Below are 19186 nucleotides of genomic sequence, written 5' to 3'. Positions count from 1 at the left end.
TGGAATGCTTTTTAAATCTTCTTTCGTGCTTTTTCGGTGTTGGCAAAATGCCATTTTGTTATGGAGCGTAGAAATTCCTCGCCATGGCTACGCCAAATGCGAGCTGCTTGCATATCTACCTTGCTAGAAGCCCCCTTCATTAAGGTAAGTCCTGCGATTGCACTCAATCGATCCATTTCCTTTAAAAATGCAGCACGCGCTAAAATAGATGCTGTAGCGACAGCGACATGTAATTGCTCTGCTTTGGTAGAAAAATAGACATTTTCTTGTACAAGTTCATGTTCGTTTTTTAAATAATTGTAATAGACACCGCGTTCGGCAAACTGGTCGATTAAAATGAATTCGGGTTTTTCAGGTGCCATTTTCGTCAGCGTATTTTTTAGAGCCTTGTTGTGCATCATGGCTTTCATTTTTCCTTGGGAATAGCCTTTTGCCTGTAGGCTGTTATATTTCTCGTTGTGTAATACGAGGACACTATGGACACAAGCTGCTCGTAAATCCGGTGCAATTTTTCGCATGTAATCATCCGTTAGCATTTTCGAATCTTTTACGCCAAGCTCATTAATAAGTTCGATTTTGGAGGTAGGTATATATACCGCAGCCACTGTGATAGGGCCGAAATAATCACCTGTGCCAGTTTCATCTGAGCCTAAGACAGACATTGCTGCGAAATTTTCAGGTAGTACATCACCCTTTGCCCCGATAGATGAGAATGTCTGGCTAGTTGTTTTTTCAATAGTTCCCCAACGTGCCGCCTCGCGTTCAGCACCACCTCCTTGAAACATTAATTTTCCTGATTTATACATAGTAATGGCGGTATCTGGTAGCTTTGCAGCAAATATGACACCAGGAGCCTTACGCTCGATAAAATAGGTTGCGTAGTAAGCCATCACCTCTTTTTGAATATTTGTTGAAATGGAAAGCACAATATTTGACATTTAATCGTTCCTTTCTGTCCTCATTGTTCACAATTTTATACCTTTCATGGTATGATAATAAATAGCTTTTTTGTGTGATGGTGCTCACAAGCTGAAAAGATCGTGTGTGCATCGAATTTATAGGAGGGTGCGACTATGGAAAAACAAGAAAAAAATAAAATTTCTGTGGAAATATATGGTCATACATATAAAATGGTCGGCTCAGAATCCATTGGCCATATGCGACTTGTTGCTTCGATTGTTGATGACCGGATGCGCGAGATGAGCGTACATAATCCCTCACTTGATAGCACAAAACTTGCTGTTCTGACGGCAGTAAATACAGTACATGATTATTTACTATTAAAAGAACGAATGGAGCAACTAGAAGAAGAATTGAAAAAACTAAAGGGTTGAAGAGAATGTTAGATTTAATCATATTAGTGGTACTGCTAGCTGGAATTGGTGTCGGTGCAAAACGAGGTTTCATTGTACAAATGATGCACATTGTCAGCTTTGTCGTAGCCCTAATTGTTGCGTATATTTATTATAAGCCATTAGCACAAAAATTTGTATTTTGGGTGCCTTATCCAGGTGTCACTGATACAGGTAGCCTTGGTGTCGTCATTGATAGTCTCGATTTAGATCGCACCTTCTATCGTGTGATTGCCTTTGCGGTAATTTTCTTTGCTGTTAAAATAACATTGCAAATCGTGGCATCGATATTTGATTTTATTGCGTATTTACCTGTGCTCAATACAGTGAATCGTTGGCTTGGCGCATTACTTGGCATGATTGAAAACTATTTAATTATGTTTATTTTGCTATACGTGTGCGCTTTATTGCCGATTGATGTCATTCAAAATTTAATGTCGAAGTCATTGTTAAGTGGGCTTATGTTGGAGCATACACCGATTATTACGAAGATGTTCCAAAACTGGTGGTATATTTATATGCAATAGTAAACTGTGCACTTCTCTCTGTTTTGAGAGAAGTGTTTTTACGATAGGGGGAATTACCAATGAATAAAAAAACAATTATTCGCACACTCGAAAAAATTGCTTTATATATGGAACTACAAGGAGAAAACCCATTCAAGGTATCTGCTTTTCGGAAAGCAGCTGCAGCACTGGAGGGGGACGAGCGTTCATTAAGTGAAATGGACGATGTAACAAAACTTAAAGGGATTGGTAAAGGAACGGCTGCTGTCATTGAGGATTTGATGGTAACAGGTGAATCGAGTTTGTTAAAAGAACTAGAAGACATTGTCCCTAAAGGATTATTGCCATTGTTAAAATTGCCAGGCTTGGGAGGTAAAAAGATTGCGAAGCTTCACCAAGAGCTAGGCATTGACTCAGCAGAAAGCTTAAAGGCAGCTTGTGAAGCAGGGAAAGTTCGTGAATTAGCAGGCTTTGCTGTAAAAACAGAGGAAAAAATTTTAAAGGAACTCGCTAATTTGGCGAATCGCTCAGAACGTTTACCAATTTGGCAGCTTGAGCCTGTGGTTTTACAAATAGAGGCGCTTCTAGGTAGTATGAAGGAAGTGGAACGTTTTTCAGTTGCTGGAAGCTTCCGTCGGGCGCTAGAAACAAGTAAAGATATTGATTTTATTGTGGTGACACAAGCAGTTGAGGCTGTACGTGAAAAGTTATTAAATGGATTAGCCATCCAAGAAGTAGTGGCAGCGGGAGATACTAAAATTTCAGTGATTTTAGACTTAGAGGAGCCAGTTGGTGTTGATTTCCGTTTAGTGAAGGACAATGAATATGCAACTGCCTTGCATCATTTTACAGGGTCAAAAGACCACAATGTGCGTATGCGCCAACTTGCCAAAGCGCGTGGTGAAAAAATTAGTGAATATGGCGTTGAACAGGAAGATGGTACCGTTATAACGTTTTCAGATGAAGCGGCATTTTTCGCTCATTTTGACCTACCTTGGATTCCACCAAGCTTACGTACAGGAACTGTGGAATTTGATAATACAAAGACGATTCAACAGTTAGTGCGATTAGAGGATATTCAGGCAGATTTACATATGCATACGACCTGGTCTGATGGTGCATACTCTGTTGCAGAAATGGGCGAGGCATTACGAGCGCGTGGCTATCAATATAGCGTTATTACAGATCATTCACAATTTCTAAAAGTAGCAAATGGTTTAACACCGGAGCGTTTAGAAAAACAGCGTGTGGAAATTGAGGCATTTAATGCAACACATCCAGATTTCCATTTGTTTAAAGGGACAGAGATGGATATTTTGCCAGACGGCTCCCTTGATTTCGACGATCAAGTGTTAAAAGAGTTAGACTTTGTTATCGCTTCTATTCATTCGAGCTTTACACAATCACAAGATAAAATTATGGCACGTTTACTAACGGCCATGCAAAATCCTTATGTTCATATGATTGCCCATCCAACTGGTCGAATTATTGAGGATCGTGATGGCTATAATCCTGATATGAAACAGCTGATTGCGTGGGCGAAGGAATATGGTAAAATTTTAGAGTTAAATGCAAATCCGTATCGTTTAGATTTATGTGTGGAACATTTGGAAATGGCTTTAGCTGCAGGTGTACCTGTAGCCATTAATACAGATGCTCATGATATAGCGCATTTACGTTTTATGGATATCGGTGTTCGCTATGCCAATAGAGCATGGCTACCGAAAGATATGATAGTGAATACATGGACGCTTGAACAATTTGAGGCGTTCATACGACGAAATAAATAGGTTGAGGAGGTGTTCTCAGTGATAGCAGAACGCGCATTGAAAACACTAGAATACGATAAAGTTCGGCAACAAGTGGCCTCATATTGTACTTGCTCTATTGGGAAATCTGCCATTGAGGAGCTTGTACCACAAACAGATTTTGATAAAGTAGTACAATTATTAGAGGAGATGGATGAGGGATTATCCATTTTACGTGTTAAAGGCAATGTTCCAATGGGAGGAATATTTGATGTACGACCATCTGCAAGACGTGCCCAAATAGGAGGCATGCTAGCAGCAATAGAATTAATGGAAATATCGAGCACAATTCGAGCGAGTAGAATTTTACGTAATTTCATTGAGGATTTAGAGGCTGATGAAGTGATTGAAATTCCACATTTCATCGCGAAAAAGGAAGCGATACCTGTTTTAACAGGTTTGCAACATGAAATCAACAACTGTATTGATGACAATGGAGCTGTTTTAGACTCGGCTAGTCAAACGTTGCGTTCTATACGCCAATCTTTACGAGCTGAAGAAGGGAAAGTCCGTTCTAAGCTGGAAAGTTTAATTCGTGGAAGTAATGCAGCGAAAATGCTTTCTGATACACTTGTGACAATTCGTAATGATCGCTTTGTTATTCCTGTTAAACAAGAATATCGTCACCATTATGGCGGGATTGTCCATGACCAATCCTCTTCTGGTCAAACCTTATTTATCGAGCCAGACTCTGTTGTACAAGCGAATAATGAAATTCATCGCTTAAAAATGAAGGAGCAGGCGGAAATTGAGCGTATTTTACTGGCATTAAGTGCAATGGTGCAAGAAGTAGCATCAGATTTATTTAATTTAGTGAAAGTTTTAGGGGATATTGATGTTATTTTAGCTAAAGGCAAATATGGACAAGCCAATAAATGTACAATGCCTAAAATGAATAAGGATGGCTATATTCGACTAGTTCGTGCACGTCATCCACTTCTACCAATAGAGATAGCTATTCCGAATGATATTGAATTGGGCAAAGAAATTACAGCTATTGTCATTACGGGTCCTAATACAGGTGGTAAAACGGTAACATTGAAAACGGTAGGTCTGTGTACATTAATGGCGCAGGCAGGATTACCAGTGCCAGCATTAGATGGCTCAGAACTTGCTGTATTTGAGCAATTGTTTGCTGATATTGGTGATGAGCAATCAATTGAGCAGTCACTTTCTACGTTCTCGTCTCATATGGTCAATATTGTAGATATTCTACAAAAATTTGATCATGAATCACTTGTTCTTTTCGATGAATTAGGAGCAGGTACTGATCCTCAGGAAGGAGCAGCCTTAGCTATCTCCATTTTAGACGAAGTACATGGACGCGGTGCACGTGTAATGGCTACAACTCATTATCCTGAGCTAAAAGCGTATGGCTATAATCGACCAGGTGTTGCCAATGCTAGTGTAGAGTTTGATATTGAAACTTTGAGTCCAACCTACCGTCTACTTATTGGTGTACCTGGGCGCTCTAATGCATTCGAAATATCCAGTCGTCTTGGACTGCCTGAATCCATTATCGATCGTGCGAAAGGCTTTACAGGGACAGATCGACATGAGGTTGAATCGATGATTGCCTCATTGGAGGAAACACGTCGCCAATCAGAAGATGATGCAGAACGTTCCCATGCATTGCTAGTAGAATCGGAAACTTTACGTAAAGAGCTTCAAGATAAATTACAAGCCTATGAAGAGCGTAAAGAGGCACTTGATAAGAAAGCAAAGGAAAAAGCTCGTAAAATTGTTGATGAAGCGAAAAGAGAAGCGGAAGCGATTATTGCAGAGCTTCGAGAAATGCGCAAAAATGCTGATCAAGTTGTCAAGGAGCACGAATTGATTGAAGCACGTAAACGTCTGGAAGAAGCAACACCACTTGAAGACAATAAAGTACTGAAAAAAGCAGCGCAAGTAAAAGCACGTGCGCAAAACTTAGTTGTCGGGGACGAGGTAAAGGTGTTAAGCTATGGTCAACGAGGTACTTTGTTAGAAAAAGTGTCAAATACCGAATGGGTTGTCCAAATGGGGATTTTAAAAATGAAAATCGCTGATAGTGATTTAGAGTATATTAAGCCTGAAAAAGAGACGGTATTACGAACAGCTGGTGTGAAAAATCGCAATAGCCATGTAAAATTAGAATTAGATTTGCGTGGTGAACGCTATGAGGACGCTATTTTAAGAACAGAGAAATATATTGATGATGCGTTACTCGCTAATTATGGGCGTGTGTCTATTATTCATGGGGTTGGTACAGGGGCTTTACGTCAAGGTATTCAAAGCTATTTAAAGAAGCATAAGCGCGTGAAATCCTTCCGTTTTGGTGAAGCCGGCGAGGGGGGCTTAGGCGTCACAGTTGTTGAATTGAAATAAGCTATAAAGGGGACGGAGAAAAATGCTGAATTCTGGCTTTTGGCGATATCCAATTATCGAAACGGCAGGATATTTTAGTGTTGTTGTATTATGTTTAGTCGTCTCGATGGCATTGTTCGAAGTCGTTACGAAATATAAGAATTGGGAAGAAATTAAAAATGGTAATGTTGCTGTGGCCCTTGCAACAGGTGGAAAAATACTAGGGATTTGCAATATCTTTCGTTTTTCCATTGCACGCCATAGCACATTAAGTGAAATGATTGGCTGGGGTCTTTTTGGCTTTACACTATTGATTGTAGCGTATTTCTTATTTGAATTTATGACACCTCGTTTTAATGTAGATCAAGAGATTGCCAATGATAATCGCTCAGTTGGTTTCATTTCCTTTACCATTTCAGTCGGTCTATCGTTTGTAATTGGGGCAAGTATTGCATAGGAGTGTCATGACATGGAAAAATTAGCAAAAGTACTAATCATTGTCTGTATCGCATTTTTGGCAGTGGGCGTCTACTATATGATGACTGTTTAAGTAAAAAACGCATTCTCTTATGAGGGTGCGTTTTTTGTATTTACTTCAATTTCTGCTAACAGCTATTCATTTTTCTCCATAACCTGAATAAATAATTATTTTTATAGTATAGGAATATCCTCATAATTTTCTATTTGAAAGATTTGAGAATGAATGAGGATTCATAAGGTGTATGCAAATAAAACAGACTAACCATCTGTCATATTAATGTTGTGAATTGCATAATAATTAATCGAAAATGCATTTATTTTCTATTTTCTGTTTGAAACTGCATTTCTTTTTCATTATAATAAATATAAGAATTGACAAAGTTTGGGACAAAGGGGAGAGGACGTATGACAGCAAAACCATGGCTAGCAAATTATCCTGAAGAAGTACCACCGTCTTTAACGTTTGAGGAAATTCCAGTGCAAGAGTTTTTGACACGCGCCTATAAAAAGAATCCATCCAAAGTTGCGATTCATTTTATGGGGAAGGATTTGACGTACACCGAGCTATATGAGTCAGCTTTAAGGTTCGCAAACTATTTACAAGCATTAGGTGTGGAAAAGGGAGATCGAGTAGCCATTATGCTACCTAACTCGCCACAAAGTGTAATCGCTTACTACGGCGCTATGTATGCAGGTGCTGTTGTCGTACAAACAAATCCACTTTATACTGAACGTGAGCTTCAATACCAAATGGCTGATTCAGGTGCAAAGGTTATTCTTGTCATGGATATTTTATATCCAAGAGTGATGAAAATTATGAAAGAGACAGCACTTGAAAATGTTATCGTGACAGCCATTAAAGATTATTTACCATTCCCAAAAAATTTAGTCTATCCATTTATTCAAAAAAAGCAGTATGGCTTTAGTGTCAAGGTTGAACATAGCGGGCAAAATCATTTATTTTCAGAAATCATGCGCTCTGCACCGATTAAGGTAATTGATCATATCTCATTTGATTTTGAAGAAGACCTAGCACTCCTACAATATACTGGTGGAACAACGGGGTTCCCAAAAGGGGTTATGTTAACCCATAAAAATTTAATTGCCAATACGACAATGTGTGATGCCTGGATGTATAAATGTGTGCATGGTGAAGAGACCATTATGGGCATTCTTCCATTCTTCCACGTCTATGGTATGACAACGGTTATGCTATTATCAGTATTCACTCAAAATAAGATGGTGCTCTTACCGAAATTTGATGCTGAAACGGCATTAAAAACGATTGATAAACAAAAACCAACACTTTTCCCCGGTGCACCAACCTTATACATTGGTCTTCTAAATCATCCAGACATTGCGAATTATAATTTATCATCTATTAAGGCGTGCTTAAGTGGCTCTGCTTCATTGCCAATTGAAGTTCAGGAGAAATTTGAAGCGGTTACTGGTGGGAAGCTTGTAGAGGGATACGGATTAACAGAAACATCACCTGTAACACATGCTACGCCAATTTGGGGTAAGCGAGTGATTGGTTCAATCGGTTTACCTTGGCCTAATACAGAAGCTGTTATTTTACGTACAGGGGATACGGAAGAGCTTCCAGTTGGCGAAGTGGGTGAAATCGCTGTCAAAGGTCCACAAGTGATGAAGGGCTACTGGAACCGACCTGAGGATACAGCAGCGACATTTGTCGATGGCTGGTTTTTAACAGGTGATCTTGGTTATATGGATGAGCAGGGTTTCTTCTATGTAGTGGATCGTAAAAAAGATTTGATCATAGCGGGTGGCTTTAATATTTATCCTCGTGAAGTGGAAGAAGTGTTATACGAACGCGAAGAAATTCAAGAGTGTGTTGTTGCAGGCATACCTGACCCGTATCGTGGAGAAACAGTAAAAGCTTATATTGTTTTAAAAGAAGGATATTCGATCTCGGAGGACGAATTAAATAAATATTGCCGTCAGCATCTAGCGGCATTTAAAGTTCCTCGTTATTATGAATTTAGAGAGGAACTACCAAAAACAGCCGTAGGAAAAATTTTACGCCGCTCTTTGGTAGACGAAGAAAAAACAAAATTGGCGAATAAAGAAGCGAAATAAATACGTGTGAAAGTATTGACAAGTAATGCTGTAAAATATAATATGAAAATATGAATGAATGACCATTCATATTTTCATATTTTTTTAGGTTCACACGTCATATTGATATTGTAGACGTGCGCATGTTTTTTAGGTGGTGATATAAAAGTGAAACGAGATAAGCCGAAATATAAGCAAATTATTGATGCAGCTGTCATCGTTATTGCGGAAAATGGGTATCACCAAGCGCAAGTATCGAAAATCGCCAAACAGGCAGGGGTGGCCGATGGAACAATCTATTTATATTTTAAAAATAAAGAAGATATATTAATTTCTGTCTTTAATGAAAAAATGGCTGTTTTTGTAGAGTCATTACAAGATATAATAGAAAATGGAAGTACGTCTCGTGACAAACTTTCACGAATGATTGCCAATCATTTTAATGTTCTTGCGACAGATCGATACCTAGCAACCGTCACACAATTAGAGCTTCGCCAGTCAAACAAAGACTTACGATTAAAAATTAATGGTGTACTACGTGAGTATTTACATTTACTCGATCAAATTTTAGTCGAAGGTATGCTTTCAGGGGAGTTTAATCAGACGATGGATGTACGCTTGGCACGACAAATGGTTTTTGGAACAATTGATGAAACGATTACGTCGTGGGTTATGAATGACTATCGATATGATTTGATGGAACAAGTTCCAAAGGTTCAGGCATTAATCCTGAACGGCATTAAAGCTTAAAAGGATGTGGAGAAATGGAATTTCTAAGTTGGAAAGTAGAAGATGGGGTAGCGATTATTACAATTGCACGTCCACCAGCAAATGCATTATCTCGCGGTATTATTGCAGAAGTTAACGCTGTCTTAGATGCTGTTGAACACGATGATGCAGTAAGAGTCCTTGTACTTCATGGCGAAGGCCGTTTCTTCTCTGCAGGGGCAGATATTAAAGAATTTACTGGGGTAGAATCTGGAGAAGAATTTACGAAGCTAGCTAGCAACGGGCAGCAAGTATTTGAGCGAGTTGAATCATTCTCGAAGCCTGTTATTGCAGCTATTCATGGTGCGGCATTAGGCGGTGGGCTTGAATTAGCCATGAGCTGTCATATGCGATTTGTCACTGAATCGGCAAAACTTGGTTTACCTGAACTACAATTAGGTCTTATACCTGGCTTTGGCGGTACACAGCGCTTACCACGTTATGTAGGTGTAGCAAAGGCTGCTGAAATGATGTTTACAAGTGAGCCAATTACTGGTGCAGAAGCCGTGCAGTGGGGCTTAGCGAATCGTACATTCTCAGACGAAGCACTGCTAGATGAAACGCTGAAAATTGCGAAAAATATTGCAAAGAAAAGCCCAATTGCTTTAAAAGCAGCTATTCAAACATTGCAATATGCAAAGCATGCATCATTTTATGAGGGCATTGAAGCAGAGGCAACATCCTTTGGGACAGTATTCGTATCAGAAGATGCCAAAGAAGGAATTCAAGCATTCATTGAAAAGCGTGAGCCTGTGTTTACTGGCAAATAATTTCCCAAATGTCGATAACAGTTTTAAGATGTTATCGGCGTTATCGAAACTGAAAATATATAATATTTATAAGTTTACTTAGAATTATAAAACGTTCCAGGAGGTATGGATATATGAATATTTTTGCATTAATTAAACGTACGTTTGATACAGAAGAAAAAATCGTAGTGTCGGGTGGTAAAATCCAAGAGGACGGCGCAGAATTCATTATCAACCCTTATGATGAATATGCCATTGAAGAAGCAATCCAAGTTCGCGATGCTGCTGGTGGTAAAGTAACAGTAGTGACAATTGGTGGCGAGGATGCAGAGAAGCAATTACGTACAGCACTTGCCATGGGAGCAGACGAAGCAGTGCTAATTAATACGGAAGACGATTTAGATGAGTTAGACCAAAATGCAGCAGCTTATCTATTAGCGGAATACTTAAAAGATAAAGAGGCTGATTTAATTTTAACAGGAAATGTTGCGATCGATGGTGGTTCAGGTCAAGTAGGTCCACGTGTTGCAGACTTATTAGATATAAATTATGTAACAACGATTACAAAGCTTGAAATTGATGGAACATCTGCGAAAATTGTTCGCGATATCGAAGGAGATTCAGAGGTAATTGAAACTTCTTTACCATTACTAGTAACAGCTCAACAAGGTTTAAATGAGCCACGTTACCCATCTCTACCAGGTATTATGAAAGCGAAAAAGAAACCGCTTGCAGAGCTTGAGTTAGATGATTTAGATATCGATGAAGATGATGTAGAAGTGAAGATTGAAACAGTAGATATCTTCTTGCCAGCTCAAAAAGCAGCAGGCCGCATTCTAGAAGGCGACCTTTCTGTACAAGTAAAAGAGCTAGTAAATCTACTTCACACAGAAGCAAAAGTTGTTTAATTATTTGATGTTAATCGAATCTTAAAGGGTAACGGAGGGAATATGCTATGTCAAAAAAAGTATTAGTATTAAGTGAAGTTCGTGAAGGAAGCTTACGTAATGTTTCTTTCGAAGCAATTGCAGCTGCAAAACAAATAGCTGATGGTGGCGAAGTTGTTGGGGTACTTTTAGGAGATGCTGTAGCAAGTTTAACAGGACCATTATTTGAATATGGTGCTGACCGCGTAGTAACAGTGGAACACCCACATTTAAAACAATATACATCTGATGGCTATAGTCAAGCACTATTAGCTGTTATCGAGCAAGAAAAACCTGCTGGCATTGTCTTTGGACATACAGCAAATGGAAAAGATTTATCACCAAAAATCGCAAGTAAATTACAAGCAGGTCTAGTATCTGATGTTACTGCTATTGAGGGTGCAGGCGATGATGTTGTCTTCATCCGACCAATTTACTCTGGTAAAGCTTTTGAAAAAGTGAAAGTGAAAGAAGGCGTTGTTTTAGCTTCTATTCGTCCAAATAACATTACACCTTTAGAAAAAGCAGAAGGTAAAAATGGCGATGTGTCTGCAATCACTGTTGATATTACAAACCTTCGCACAATTATTAAAGAGGTTGTTCGTAAATCTTCAGAAGGTGTTGATTTATCAGAAGCGAAAGTAGTCGTTGCTGGTGGTCGTGGGGTGAAATCTGAAGAAGGTTTCGAACCATTAAAAGCGCTAGCAGATTTACTAGGCGGTGCAGTTGGAGCATCACGTGGTGCATGTGACGCTGAGTACTGTGACTATTCACTACAAATCGGTCAAACTGGTAAGGTAGTCACACCAGATCTTTATATTGCGGCTGGTATTTCGGGAGCGATTCAACATTTAGCAGGAATGTCAAATTCAAAAGTAATTGTTGCTATTAATAAAGATCCAGAAGCTAATATTTTCAAAGTAGCGGATTATGGTATCGTTGGAGATTTATTCGATGTGATCCCACTTCTAATAGAAGAATTTAAAGCGTTAAAAGTAAACGCGTAATGCACAAGCGGGAAGGGCTAATCCTTCCTGCTTTTTTTGTGATGAAGTACTATTTGAAAATTATCGCAAAATAAAATATTGACATAATTAACGTTACCCAGTATAGTGATTGATACAATAATAATGATTAGAAACGCAAAGATTAGGAGTAGTAAAAGCTCATTATTCGGTGAAGAGAGCTGCGGGATGGTGCAACGCAGACCAATAAGACTTTGAACTTGCCTAGGAGTGGTAACATAAATAGAATTGTCGGATTATTCTATTTGTTTGACGATTAACCTTCGTTACAGGGTTTTTAAGCTGGGTTCTCAAGAACCAATTAGAGTGGTACCGCGGTTTGCTGATAGCATATCGTCTCTTCTTTCATTTGATGATGAAGGAGTAGATGATATGCTTTTTTGATTTTTAGGAGGTAAGAAAGTGGAAAAGAACAAGCAACAATTAACAAGAACTATGACCTCGCGTCATATCACCATGATGGCGTTAGGTGGAGCCATCGGAGCAGGTCTATTTAAAGGAAGTAGTGCAGCCATTGATATGGCAGGACCTTCAGTGCTGATTGCCTATTTAATAGGGGGCATTATTTTATTATTTGTCATGCAAGGTCTAGCAGAAATGGCTGTTCGAAATAAAGACGCAAGAACGTTCAGAGATTTAGTTCAATCAGTGTTGGGAAAATACCCTGCTTATTTCCTAGATTGGATCTATTGGAAAATGTGGGTTTTAAATATTGCAGCAGAATCTGTCGTCGCCGCTATTTTTATTCAATATTGGTTGCCAGAATATCCAATTTGGATACTTGCCCTGTCTGTTTCTGTGTTAGTGACAGCCATTAATTTATTATCGGTGAAAATATTTGCGGAAACAGAATACTGGCTAGCATTGATCAAAATTACCGTTATTATTGTCTTTATTATAGCAGGACTTATTTTATTACTTGCTACGTTTGGAAACCATAGCGCCGTTGGTTTTTCTAACTTAACTGAGCACGGTGGTTTTTTCCCTAACGGATCTATGGGATTAATTGCTGCTATGTTAGTTGTTATTTATTCTTATGGTGGTACAGAAATCATTGGGATTACATTAGCAGAAACGAAAAATCCTGAGAAAGTAGTGCCAAAAGCGGTTCGTAGTACATTAGTACGTATTGTTACATTCTATTTACTGCCTTTCTTTATTATCGTAAGCTTGATTCCATGGAATGAAGTAAACGGAGTTCCTGAAAGTCCTTTTGTAATGGTGTTCAAAATGATTGGCATTCCAGGCGCAGATCACATTATGAATGCTGTTGTGATACTTGCCATTATTTCTTCCATGAATTCAGGGCTTTATGGCTCATCCCGTGTACTATATACACAAGCTGTAGACGGACGGGTTCCTAAAATATTTGCCCACTTATCTAAAAGAAAAGTGCCAGTATATGCTATTTTAATGTGTACATTAGCGATGTATTTAGGAGTTATTCTATCTTTATATGTTGGCAGCAAGACTTTTGATTTTCTAATGGGATCACTTGGCTATACCGTGTTATTTATTTGGTTAATTATTGCGATTGCCCATTTGAAATCCCGTAAAAAACAAGCAGAACATACAAGTGCCTATGAAGTAAAATGGTTCCCGTATACAACATGGATTGCCATTATGGCGTTAAGTGCGATTTTAATTGGGATTATTTTTACAACATCTATTATCGTGACAAGCATTACGTTAGGCATTTATCTTTTTATAACATTCACCTATGTATGGAAAGGTCGTTATCAAGCCAATTAATGGTCTTTATAGTTTTTTTCGACACAGTTTTTCATAAAAAATACATTGCAGGCAGATTGTTCGCTCAAGTGAATTTATCCATGCTATACTACAATCATAGTAAGTTTAAGGAGGATTTCAAATGGCAATTGTACATGCAACAGATGCTACGTTCCAGGACGATATTAAAGAAGGGTTAGTACTTGTAGACTTTTGGGCTGCTTGGTGCGGACCTTGTAAAATGATTGGGCCAGTTCTTGAAGAAATGGACGCTGCAGGAAGTGCGGCTAAAATTGTAAAAGTTGATGTAGACAATAACCAAGGTACTGCAGCTCAGTATCAAATTATGTCAATTCCGTCTTTACTATTATTTAAAGATGGAGAATTAGTTGACAAAACTGTAGGCTTCCAACCGAAAGAAGCTTTAGAAGCATTTATCGCAAAACATGCGTAATTAATGAAGTTCACAAAAGCCGGACCATCAATAGATGTGTTCGGCTTTTTTTCGTTATATAATAAAGGTAATATCTATCATATTCAATTGAGAGGGATTTTTACGTAGGGGGGGCAGGTAGGTAATGAACGATTTAATCAAGCGTAAACTAGATATTTTACCGGATCAGCCTGGCTGCTATTTGATGAAGGATCGTCAAGGGACAATCATTTATGTGGGCAAAGCGAAAATACTGAAAAACCGTGTACGTTCTTATTTTACGGGAACACATGAAGGCAAAACACAAAGGCTTGTCGGTGAAATAGAAGATTTTGAGTATATCGTGACATCATCTAATATTGAAGCACTTATTTTAGAGCTGAATCTCATTAAATTACATGATCCAAAATACAATGTCATGCTAACAGATGATAAGACATATCCATATTTAAAAATTACGAATGAAAAACATCCACGTCTTATTACGACACGTAAGGTAAAAAAGGATAAGGCTAAATATTTTGGTCCTTACCCCAATGCTTATGCGGCAAGTGAAACGAAAAAGCTGTTGGATCGATTGTATCCATTGCGCAAATGTGTCCAATTGCCTTCCAAAGTTTGCTTGTATTATCATATGGGGCAATGTTTAGCACCTTGTGTAAAAGAAATTAATGGTCAGGTTTATCAAGAGATGATTGAGGATATGACGAAGTTTCTAAATGGTGGTGTCGAGGCAGTCAAAAAAGAGCTTGAAGTTAAAATGCTTGCAGCTGCTGAAAACTTAGAATTTGAGCGAGCGAAGGAGTTTCGCGATCAGATTGCACATATTGATACGGTCATGCAGAAACAAAAAATAGTATCAAGTGATACAACGAACCGCGATGTATTTGGCTATGCCGTCGAAAAAGGCTGGATGTGTGTGCAAGTTTTCTTTGTTCGCCAAGGAAAGCTGATTGAGCGTGATGTCTCGGTTTTCCCAATTTATCAAGATGCTGAGGAAGAGTTTTTAACATTTGTTGGCCGCTTTTATGAAAAACCAGAGCATATTAAGCCGAAAGAAATTTTTATTCCACAAGCAATTGATGCAGCCATCTTAACGGAGTTATTAGAGCTTAAAGTTCTTACACCAAAAAGAGGTCAAAAGAGGGAATTGGTTGAATTAGCAACTAAAAATGCTGAGATTGCTGTGGCAGCTAAATTCCAGCTAATTGAACGGCAGGAAGAACGGACAATTGGTGCTTGTGAGGCACTTGGTGAAGCAATAGGTATTTCAACGCCATTACGAATTGAGGCATTTGACAATAGTCATATGCATGGCACGGATGCTGTATCGGCTATGGTTGTCTTCATTGATGGAAAGCCTGCGAAAAAGGAATATCGTAAATACAAAACGCGTACGGCTGCAAAGCATGATGATTACGGTGCGATGCAAGAGGTTATACGTCGGCGATATTCGCGTGTCTTAAAGGAAGGCTTGCCATTGCCAGATTTGGTCTTAATTGATGGTGGCAAGGGGCAAATGGAAGTCGCCCGTGAAGTACTAGAAGATGAGCTTGGACTTGTTATACCGATTGCAGGTTTAGCAAAAGATGATAAGCATAATACGTCGCAGCTATTGTTTGGTGATCCACCAGAAGTAATTGCCTTAAAGCGTACTAGTGATGGCTTTTATTTATTACAACGAATTCAGGACGAAGTTCACCGCTTTGCTATTACCTTCTTGCGCCAACAGCATGAGAAGCATGCCATTCAATCGGTGTTAGACCATATTGAAGGTGTGGGGCCAAAACGCAAGCAGCAGTTGCTCAAACATTTTGGTTCAGTTAAGAAAATTCGAGAGGCGAGCGAGCTAGCTTTGCAGGAGGCAGGAATACCTGCTAATTTAGCGAGCCAAATTTATAGCTATTTTCAGCAAGAGTCATTGTCAAAGGAATAGACATGTGCTAAGGTTGTAAATAACATTGTTCGTCAATGTGATGAATAGCGAACTGGTGTGGCTAGCATGTTGACGCCAGCGTTAAACCAATTGAATACATTCACTTTATGGTGATGATAGAGGTGCAAGATTCAAGAGTAACACAATGGAGGATGAACAAGTCCAGAGATCGTGTGTGAAAGGGGAGCTTGCCGAAGTATAGCATTGTTGTTTCCTTTGTTGTACTGGTTTTACATTTAAGAAATGTAAGATTGTCGATTCTAAAAGTTTCGGAGAGCTATCACACATGCACAAGTTACGATCATTGTACATGTTATAGGCAGCTTTCACGTTATGTGGAGGCTGCCTTTTAGTTTTCTAGAAGCAGGTGAAATATATGACTGGAAAGGAGAACGCAAGAAATGGCTAAAATAGTGATGAAGTTTGGAGGGGCTGCACTAGCTTCTACTGAACAAATCCAAGAGGCAGCAAGGAAGGCGATTGCTGAAAAGGACAGAGGCTTCGATGTAGTCGTGGTCGTTGCAGCAATGGGACACACAACGAAAGATGTGCAAACGATGGTACATCAACTAACGGACGAAGTGCCCAAACGAGAATTAGCTGCAGTCGTGTCTACGGGCTCTCAATTATCCAGCGCTTTATTTGCCATCGCATTACAGGAAGCGGGCTATGAGGCAGTGTCCTTAACTGGATGGCAAGCAGGTATACATACAGATTGTAAGTATCGTCATGCACGTATCGACTATATCGATGACAGTCGTATTGAAGAACATCTTGTACAGGGACAAATTGTAGTGATTGCTGGAGAACAGGGTATTGATGAGGAACAAAATATTACTACACTTGGCAAAGGCGGAGCTGAAACAACAGCTATAGCACTCGCGGTAGCATTGGAAGCAGAGCGAACTGATATGTACACAAATGTTGACGGTGTTTATACAGCAGATCCACGCTATGTCAGCAAAGCTCAAAAGCTGCAGGAAATCTCCTATGATGAAATGCTGGAGTTATCTAATTTAGGATCACATGTTATTCATCCTCGTGCAGTGGAGTTAGCAAAAAAATTTCAAATGCCCGTTATTATACGCTCTAGCTTAGTAGAGTCAGTAGGTACTTTATTGAAGGAGGAAGTGGAAATGGAGAAAAATTTAGTCGTCCGTGGTGTAGCCTTTGAGTCAGATATTATCCGTTTAACAGTGGGGTATGATGCGTATGCCGATGGTGCATTGGCAGATATGTTTACAATCCTTGCAGAAAACCGCATTAATGTAGATATTATTGTACAGGCAATCATTGATGGCTTAAAACCAACTGTGTCTTTTTCCATTTTAAAAGAAGAATTTGCGGAAACATTGCGTGTTCTAGAAGATAGTAAATTGTCACTTGGCTTTAGTTTTGCTGACTTTGAAATAGGGTTGGCGAAGGTTTCTATCATTGGCTCAGGTATGGCCTCTAATCCAGGTGTGGCTGCTCGCATGTTTGATCGATTACGTCGTGAAGATATTCCTATAAAAATGGTTAGTACGTCTGAAATAAAAGTGTCTGTTGTTGTACCACAGGATGATATGATTCGTGCAGCAAATGCCTTGCATGATGAATTCAATTTAGAGCAAGCACTTTATATATAATAATAGAAGAAACAGTATTTTATGTAATAGTCCGAAATTAAAGGAAGAAAAAAGAAGGATTGTCATCCCGTTGAATAGGGAGACAATCCTTTTCATCATTCAGTAGGGATGGTATTCATAATACGTTCCTTGACATCCCATTTGACTGTAAACATGACATAGTGCTGCTTTTCTCGCTTTTCATCATAGCATTCTGTAAGGTAGCCTTTAGCTAATTGAATTTGCTCTGCTATAAATCCTGCTTCCAGTCTAAAGCTTCGTTGTTTGATTTGCAATATTTCAGGGTCATTTGTCAATTGGAAAATGCGACCATCCTTTGATTCCTTCATGAGCTCTAGTGTACCCCAGCAGGCATCTGCGAAAAATGCGATAAGTTCGTCTTGACTTTTGCATGGGAACTTGCGAGCAAGCTCTTTACCTGCCCAATAAAGGACATCATTCTCATGTTTACCAAGGATAGAAGATAGAATATGATCGCGAATGAGCTCATAACCAAATGATGAAATTGTAGGAGATGGAGTGTTTAACATTGTTATCCTTCTTTCTTAGAATTTTCTTAAAATTCAACAGTAATAAAGTAATGATAGATTTTTCGAGAAAAAACAACGCATCATGTACTAGATTAGTTCTTTAATAAGCTCTATGAAAAACTCCGAGTTGCCTTGACGCTCGTAGCTCTTGAGAGTACAATAAACATGTCATAATATTGTACCATGATGAAATACACAGTCAATGAAGTATCATTTACAAAATGATGACTTCTTTTGTTGTGCTATTTTAAGTACTAAGGGGGGTAACAGTCTTGTCGAAAGATCGAGAGTTTTTATGGCGTCGCTTACATTCTCTACTTGGTATCATTCCAGTAGGTCTGTTTTTAACGATGCACCTGTTCATTAACTTTACAGCAACAGGCGGGGCAGAAAGTTACAACGATGCTACCGCAGTAATGGAAAAGATTCCATTCCTTATCCTAGTTGAATGGATTGTCATCTATATTCCATTAATGTTCCACGCATTCTATGGTGTCTACATTGCATTCACTGCTACACCAAACACAGGACGTTTCAGCACATACCGTAACTGGATGTTCTCTTTACAACGTTTCACTGGTGTATTCCTAGTGATTTTCATTGCATGGCATATTTTCCAAACTCGTATTCAAAAAGCACTTGGCACACACGTTGATTACGACATGATGGCGAATATCGTTGCTAATCCATTCATGCTTGGATTCTACATTGTTGGTATTATATCAGCAACTTTCCACTTATCTAACGGTTTATGGGCATTCCTAGTAAGCTGGGGTATTACACAATCTCCTCAGTCTCAAAAGATTGCTACTTACGTAACAAACATTATTTTCGTAATTCTAAGTGTAGTTGGTGTGGCTGCTATTTTAGCTTTCGTATAATTCAATAG

The 19186-nt window shown here is 38.9% G+C and carries 17 protein-coding genes, 1 riboswitch and 1 other annotated feature; of the genes, 15 read left to right on the top strand and 2 right to left on the bottom strand.

The features are described 5' to 3' along the window. Positions 1–11: 11 nt before the first annotated feature. Positions 12–938, bottom strand: coding sequence for a ribonuclease HIII (gene rnhC, locus CRI88_RS08000; RefSeq protein ID WP_101966539.1), 927 nt, complete (start codon positions 936–938; stop codon positions 12–14). Between the two features lie 135 nt (positions 939–1073). Between rnhC and zapA the strand changes: the two genes are divergently transcribed. From zapA to CRI88_RS07930, 14 genes are all read left to right on the top strand, one after another. Further along, positions 1074–1334: a cell division protein ZapA gene (zapA, locus tag CRI88_RS07995; RefSeq protein WP_036128254.1), complete on the top strand. Its 261-nt coding sequence runs from the start codon at positions 1074–1076 to the stop codon at positions 1332–1334. Between the two features lie 5 nt (positions 1335–1339). Then, the gene (locus CRI88_RS07990; protein WP_036128251.1) at positions 1340–1879 is read left to right on the top strand and encodes a CvpA family protein; all 540 of its coding nucleotides are present in this window, start codon (positions 1340–1342) and stop codon (positions 1877–1879) included. A 59-nt stretch (positions 1880–1938) separates the two neighbouring features. After that, positions 1939–3648, top strand: a complete 1710-nt coding sequence (polX, locus tag CRI88_RS07985; RefSeq protein WP_058844334.1) for a DNA polymerase/3'-5' exonuclease PolX — start codon at positions 1939–1941, stop codon at positions 3646–3648. A gap of 18 nt (positions 3649–3666) precedes the next feature. Next, positions 3667–6033 carry an endonuclease MutS2 gene (locus CRI88_RS07980; RefSeq protein WP_101966538.1) on the top strand — a complete coding sequence of 789 codons (2367 nt, stop codon included), beginning with the start codon at positions 3667–3669 and terminating at the stop codon, positions 6031–6033. A 22-nt stretch (positions 6034–6055) separates the two neighbouring features. Next, positions 6056–6469, top strand: coding sequence for a DUF350 domain-containing protein (locus CRI88_RS07975; RefSeq protein WP_036128246.1), 414 nt, complete (start codon positions 6056–6058; stop codon positions 6467–6469). A gap of 428 nt (positions 6470–6897) precedes the next feature. Beyond that, positions 6898–8592 carry an AMP-binding protein gene (locus CRI88_RS07970; RefSeq protein WP_101966537.1) on the top strand — a complete coding sequence of 565 codons (1695 nt, stop codon included), beginning with the start codon at positions 6898–6900 and terminating at the stop codon, positions 8590–8592. A gap of 147 nt (positions 8593–8739) precedes the next feature. Continuing rightward, on the top strand, positions 8740–9321 hold the full coding sequence (locus CRI88_RS07965; RefSeq protein ID WP_036128243.1) for a TetR/AcrR family transcriptional regulator: 582 nt from the start codon (positions 8740–8742) through the stop codon (positions 9319–9321). A 14-nt stretch (positions 9322–9335) separates the two neighbouring features. Then, positions 9336–10109 carry an enoyl-CoA hydratase gene (locus CRI88_RS07960; RefSeq protein WP_036128241.1) on the top strand — a complete coding sequence of 258 codons (774 nt, stop codon included), beginning with the start codon at positions 9336–9338 and terminating at the stop codon, positions 10107–10109. 113 nt (positions 10110–10222) lie between these two features. Continuing rightward, the gene (locus CRI88_RS07955; RefSeq protein ID WP_036128240.1) at positions 10223–10996 is read left to right on the top strand and encodes an electron transfer flavoprotein subunit beta/FixA family protein; all 774 of its coding nucleotides are present in this window, start codon (positions 10223–10225) and stop codon (positions 10994–10996) included. 47 nt (positions 10997–11043) lie between these two features. Next, on the top strand, positions 11044–12021 hold the full coding sequence (locus tag CRI88_RS07950) for an electron transfer flavoprotein subunit alpha/FixB family protein (RefSeq protein WP_101966536.1): 978 nt from the start codon (positions 11044–11046) through the stop codon (positions 12019–12021). A 129-nt stretch (positions 12022–12150) separates the two neighbouring features. Then, positions 12151–12383, top strand: a binding site (T-box leader). 91 nt (positions 12384–12474) lie between these two features. Further along, positions 12475–13791, top strand: coding sequence for an amino acid permease (locus CRI88_RS07945; RefSeq protein WP_283778264.1), 1317 nt, complete (start codon positions 12475–12477; stop codon positions 13789–13791). 121 nt (positions 13792–13912) lie between these two features. Then, positions 13913–14224 carry a thioredoxin gene (trxA, locus tag CRI88_RS07940; protein ID WP_004226420.1) on the top strand — a complete coding sequence of 104 codons (312 nt, stop codon included), beginning with the start codon at positions 13913–13915 and terminating at the stop codon, positions 14222–14224. 124 nt (positions 14225–14348) lie between these two features. After that, complete coding sequence (gene uvrC / locus CRI88_RS07935) at positions 14349–16139, top strand: excinuclease ABC subunit UvrC (protein WP_036128233.1); 1791 nt, start codon at positions 14349–14351, stop codon at positions 16137–16139. Between the two features lie 109 nt (positions 16140–16248). Further along, positions 16249–16427, top strand: a riboswitch (Lysine riboswitch). 113 nt (positions 16428–16540) lie between these two features. Then, positions 16541–17767 (top strand): aspartate kinase, encoded by a 1227-nt coding sequence (locus CRI88_RS07930; protein ID WP_058844338.1) that lies wholly within the window; start codon positions 16541–16543, stop codon positions 17765–17767. Between the two features lie 95 nt (positions 17768–17862). On the opposite strand, the gene CRI88_RS07925 is transcribed toward CRI88_RS07930, so the two are convergent. Next, positions 17863–18297: a YslB family protein gene (locus CRI88_RS07925; RefSeq protein WP_036128229.1), complete on the bottom strand. Its 435-nt coding sequence runs from the start codon at positions 18295–18297 to the stop codon at positions 17863–17865. Positions 18298–18569: 272 nt separating this feature from the next. On the opposite strand from CRI88_RS07925, the gene CRI88_RS07920 reads away from it, so the two are divergent. Beyond that, complete coding sequence (locus CRI88_RS07920) at positions 18570–19178, top strand: succinate dehydrogenase cytochrome b558 subunit (RefSeq protein WP_036128227.1); 609 nt, start codon at positions 18570–18572, stop codon at positions 19176–19178. The last annotated feature ends 8 nt before the right edge of the window (positions 19179–19186 follow it).

Origin of the sequence: Lysinibacillus fusiformis (genome assembly GCF_002845985.1) — a bacterium.
GTDB lineage: Bacteria > Bacillota > Bacilli > Bacillales_A > Planococcaceae > Lysinibacillus > Lysinibacillus fusiformis_D.
The sequence above is the reverse complement of the archived record's forward strand: the minus strand, read 5'-3'. Positions and strand labels throughout refer to the sequence as shown.

Coding starts and splice junctions, on each gene's coding strand:
- rnhC (WP_101966539.1), bottom strand. CDS start 938: ATGTCAAATATTGTGCTTTCCATTTCAACAAATATTCAAAAAGAGGTG.
- zapA (WP_036128254.1), top strand. CDS start 1,074: ATGGAAAAACAAGAAAAAAATAAAATTTCTGTGGAAATATATGGTCAT.
- CRI88_RS07990 (WP_036128251.1), top strand. CDS start 1,340: ATGTTAGATTTAATCATATTAGTGGTACTGCTAGCTGGAATTGGTGTC.
- polX (WP_058844334.1), top strand. CDS start 1,939: ATGAATAAAAAAACAATTATTCGCACACTCGAAAAAATTGCTTTATAT.
- CRI88_RS07975 (WP_036128246.1), top strand. CDS start 6,056: ATGCTGAATTCTGGCTTTTGGCGATATCCAATTATCGAAACGGCAGGA.
- CRI88_RS07970 (WP_101966537.1), top strand. CDS start 6,898: ATGACAGCAAAACCATGGCTAGCAAATTATCCTGAAGAAGTACCACCG.
- CRI88_RS07960 (WP_036128241.1), top strand. CDS start 9,336: ATGGAATTTCTAAGTTGGAAAGTAGAAGATGGGGTAGCGATTATTACA.
- CRI88_RS07955 (WP_036128240.1), top strand. CDS start 10,223: ATGAATATTTTTGCATTAATTAAACGTACGTTTGATACAGAAGAAAAA.
- CRI88_RS07950 (WP_101966536.1), top strand. CDS start 11,044: ATGTCAAAAAAAGTATTAGTATTAAGTGAAGTTCGTGAAGGAAGCTTA.
- CRI88_RS07945 (WP_283778264.1), top strand. CDS start 12,475: ATGACCTCGCGTCATATCACCATGATGGCGTTAGGTGGAGCCATCGGA.
- trxA (WP_004226420.1), top strand. CDS start 13,913: ATGGCAATTGTACATGCAACAGATGCTACGTTCCAGGACGATATTAAA.
- uvrC (WP_036128233.1), top strand. CDS start 14,349: ATGAACGATTTAATCAAGCGTAAACTAGATATTTTACCGGATCAGCCT.
- CRI88_RS07930 (WP_058844338.1), top strand. CDS start 16,541: ATGGCTAAAATAGTGATGAAGTTTGGAGGGGCTGCACTAGCTTCTACT.
- CRI88_RS07925 (WP_036128229.1), bottom strand. CDS start 18,297: ATGTTAAACACTCCATCTCCTACAATTTCATCATTTGGTTATGAGCTC.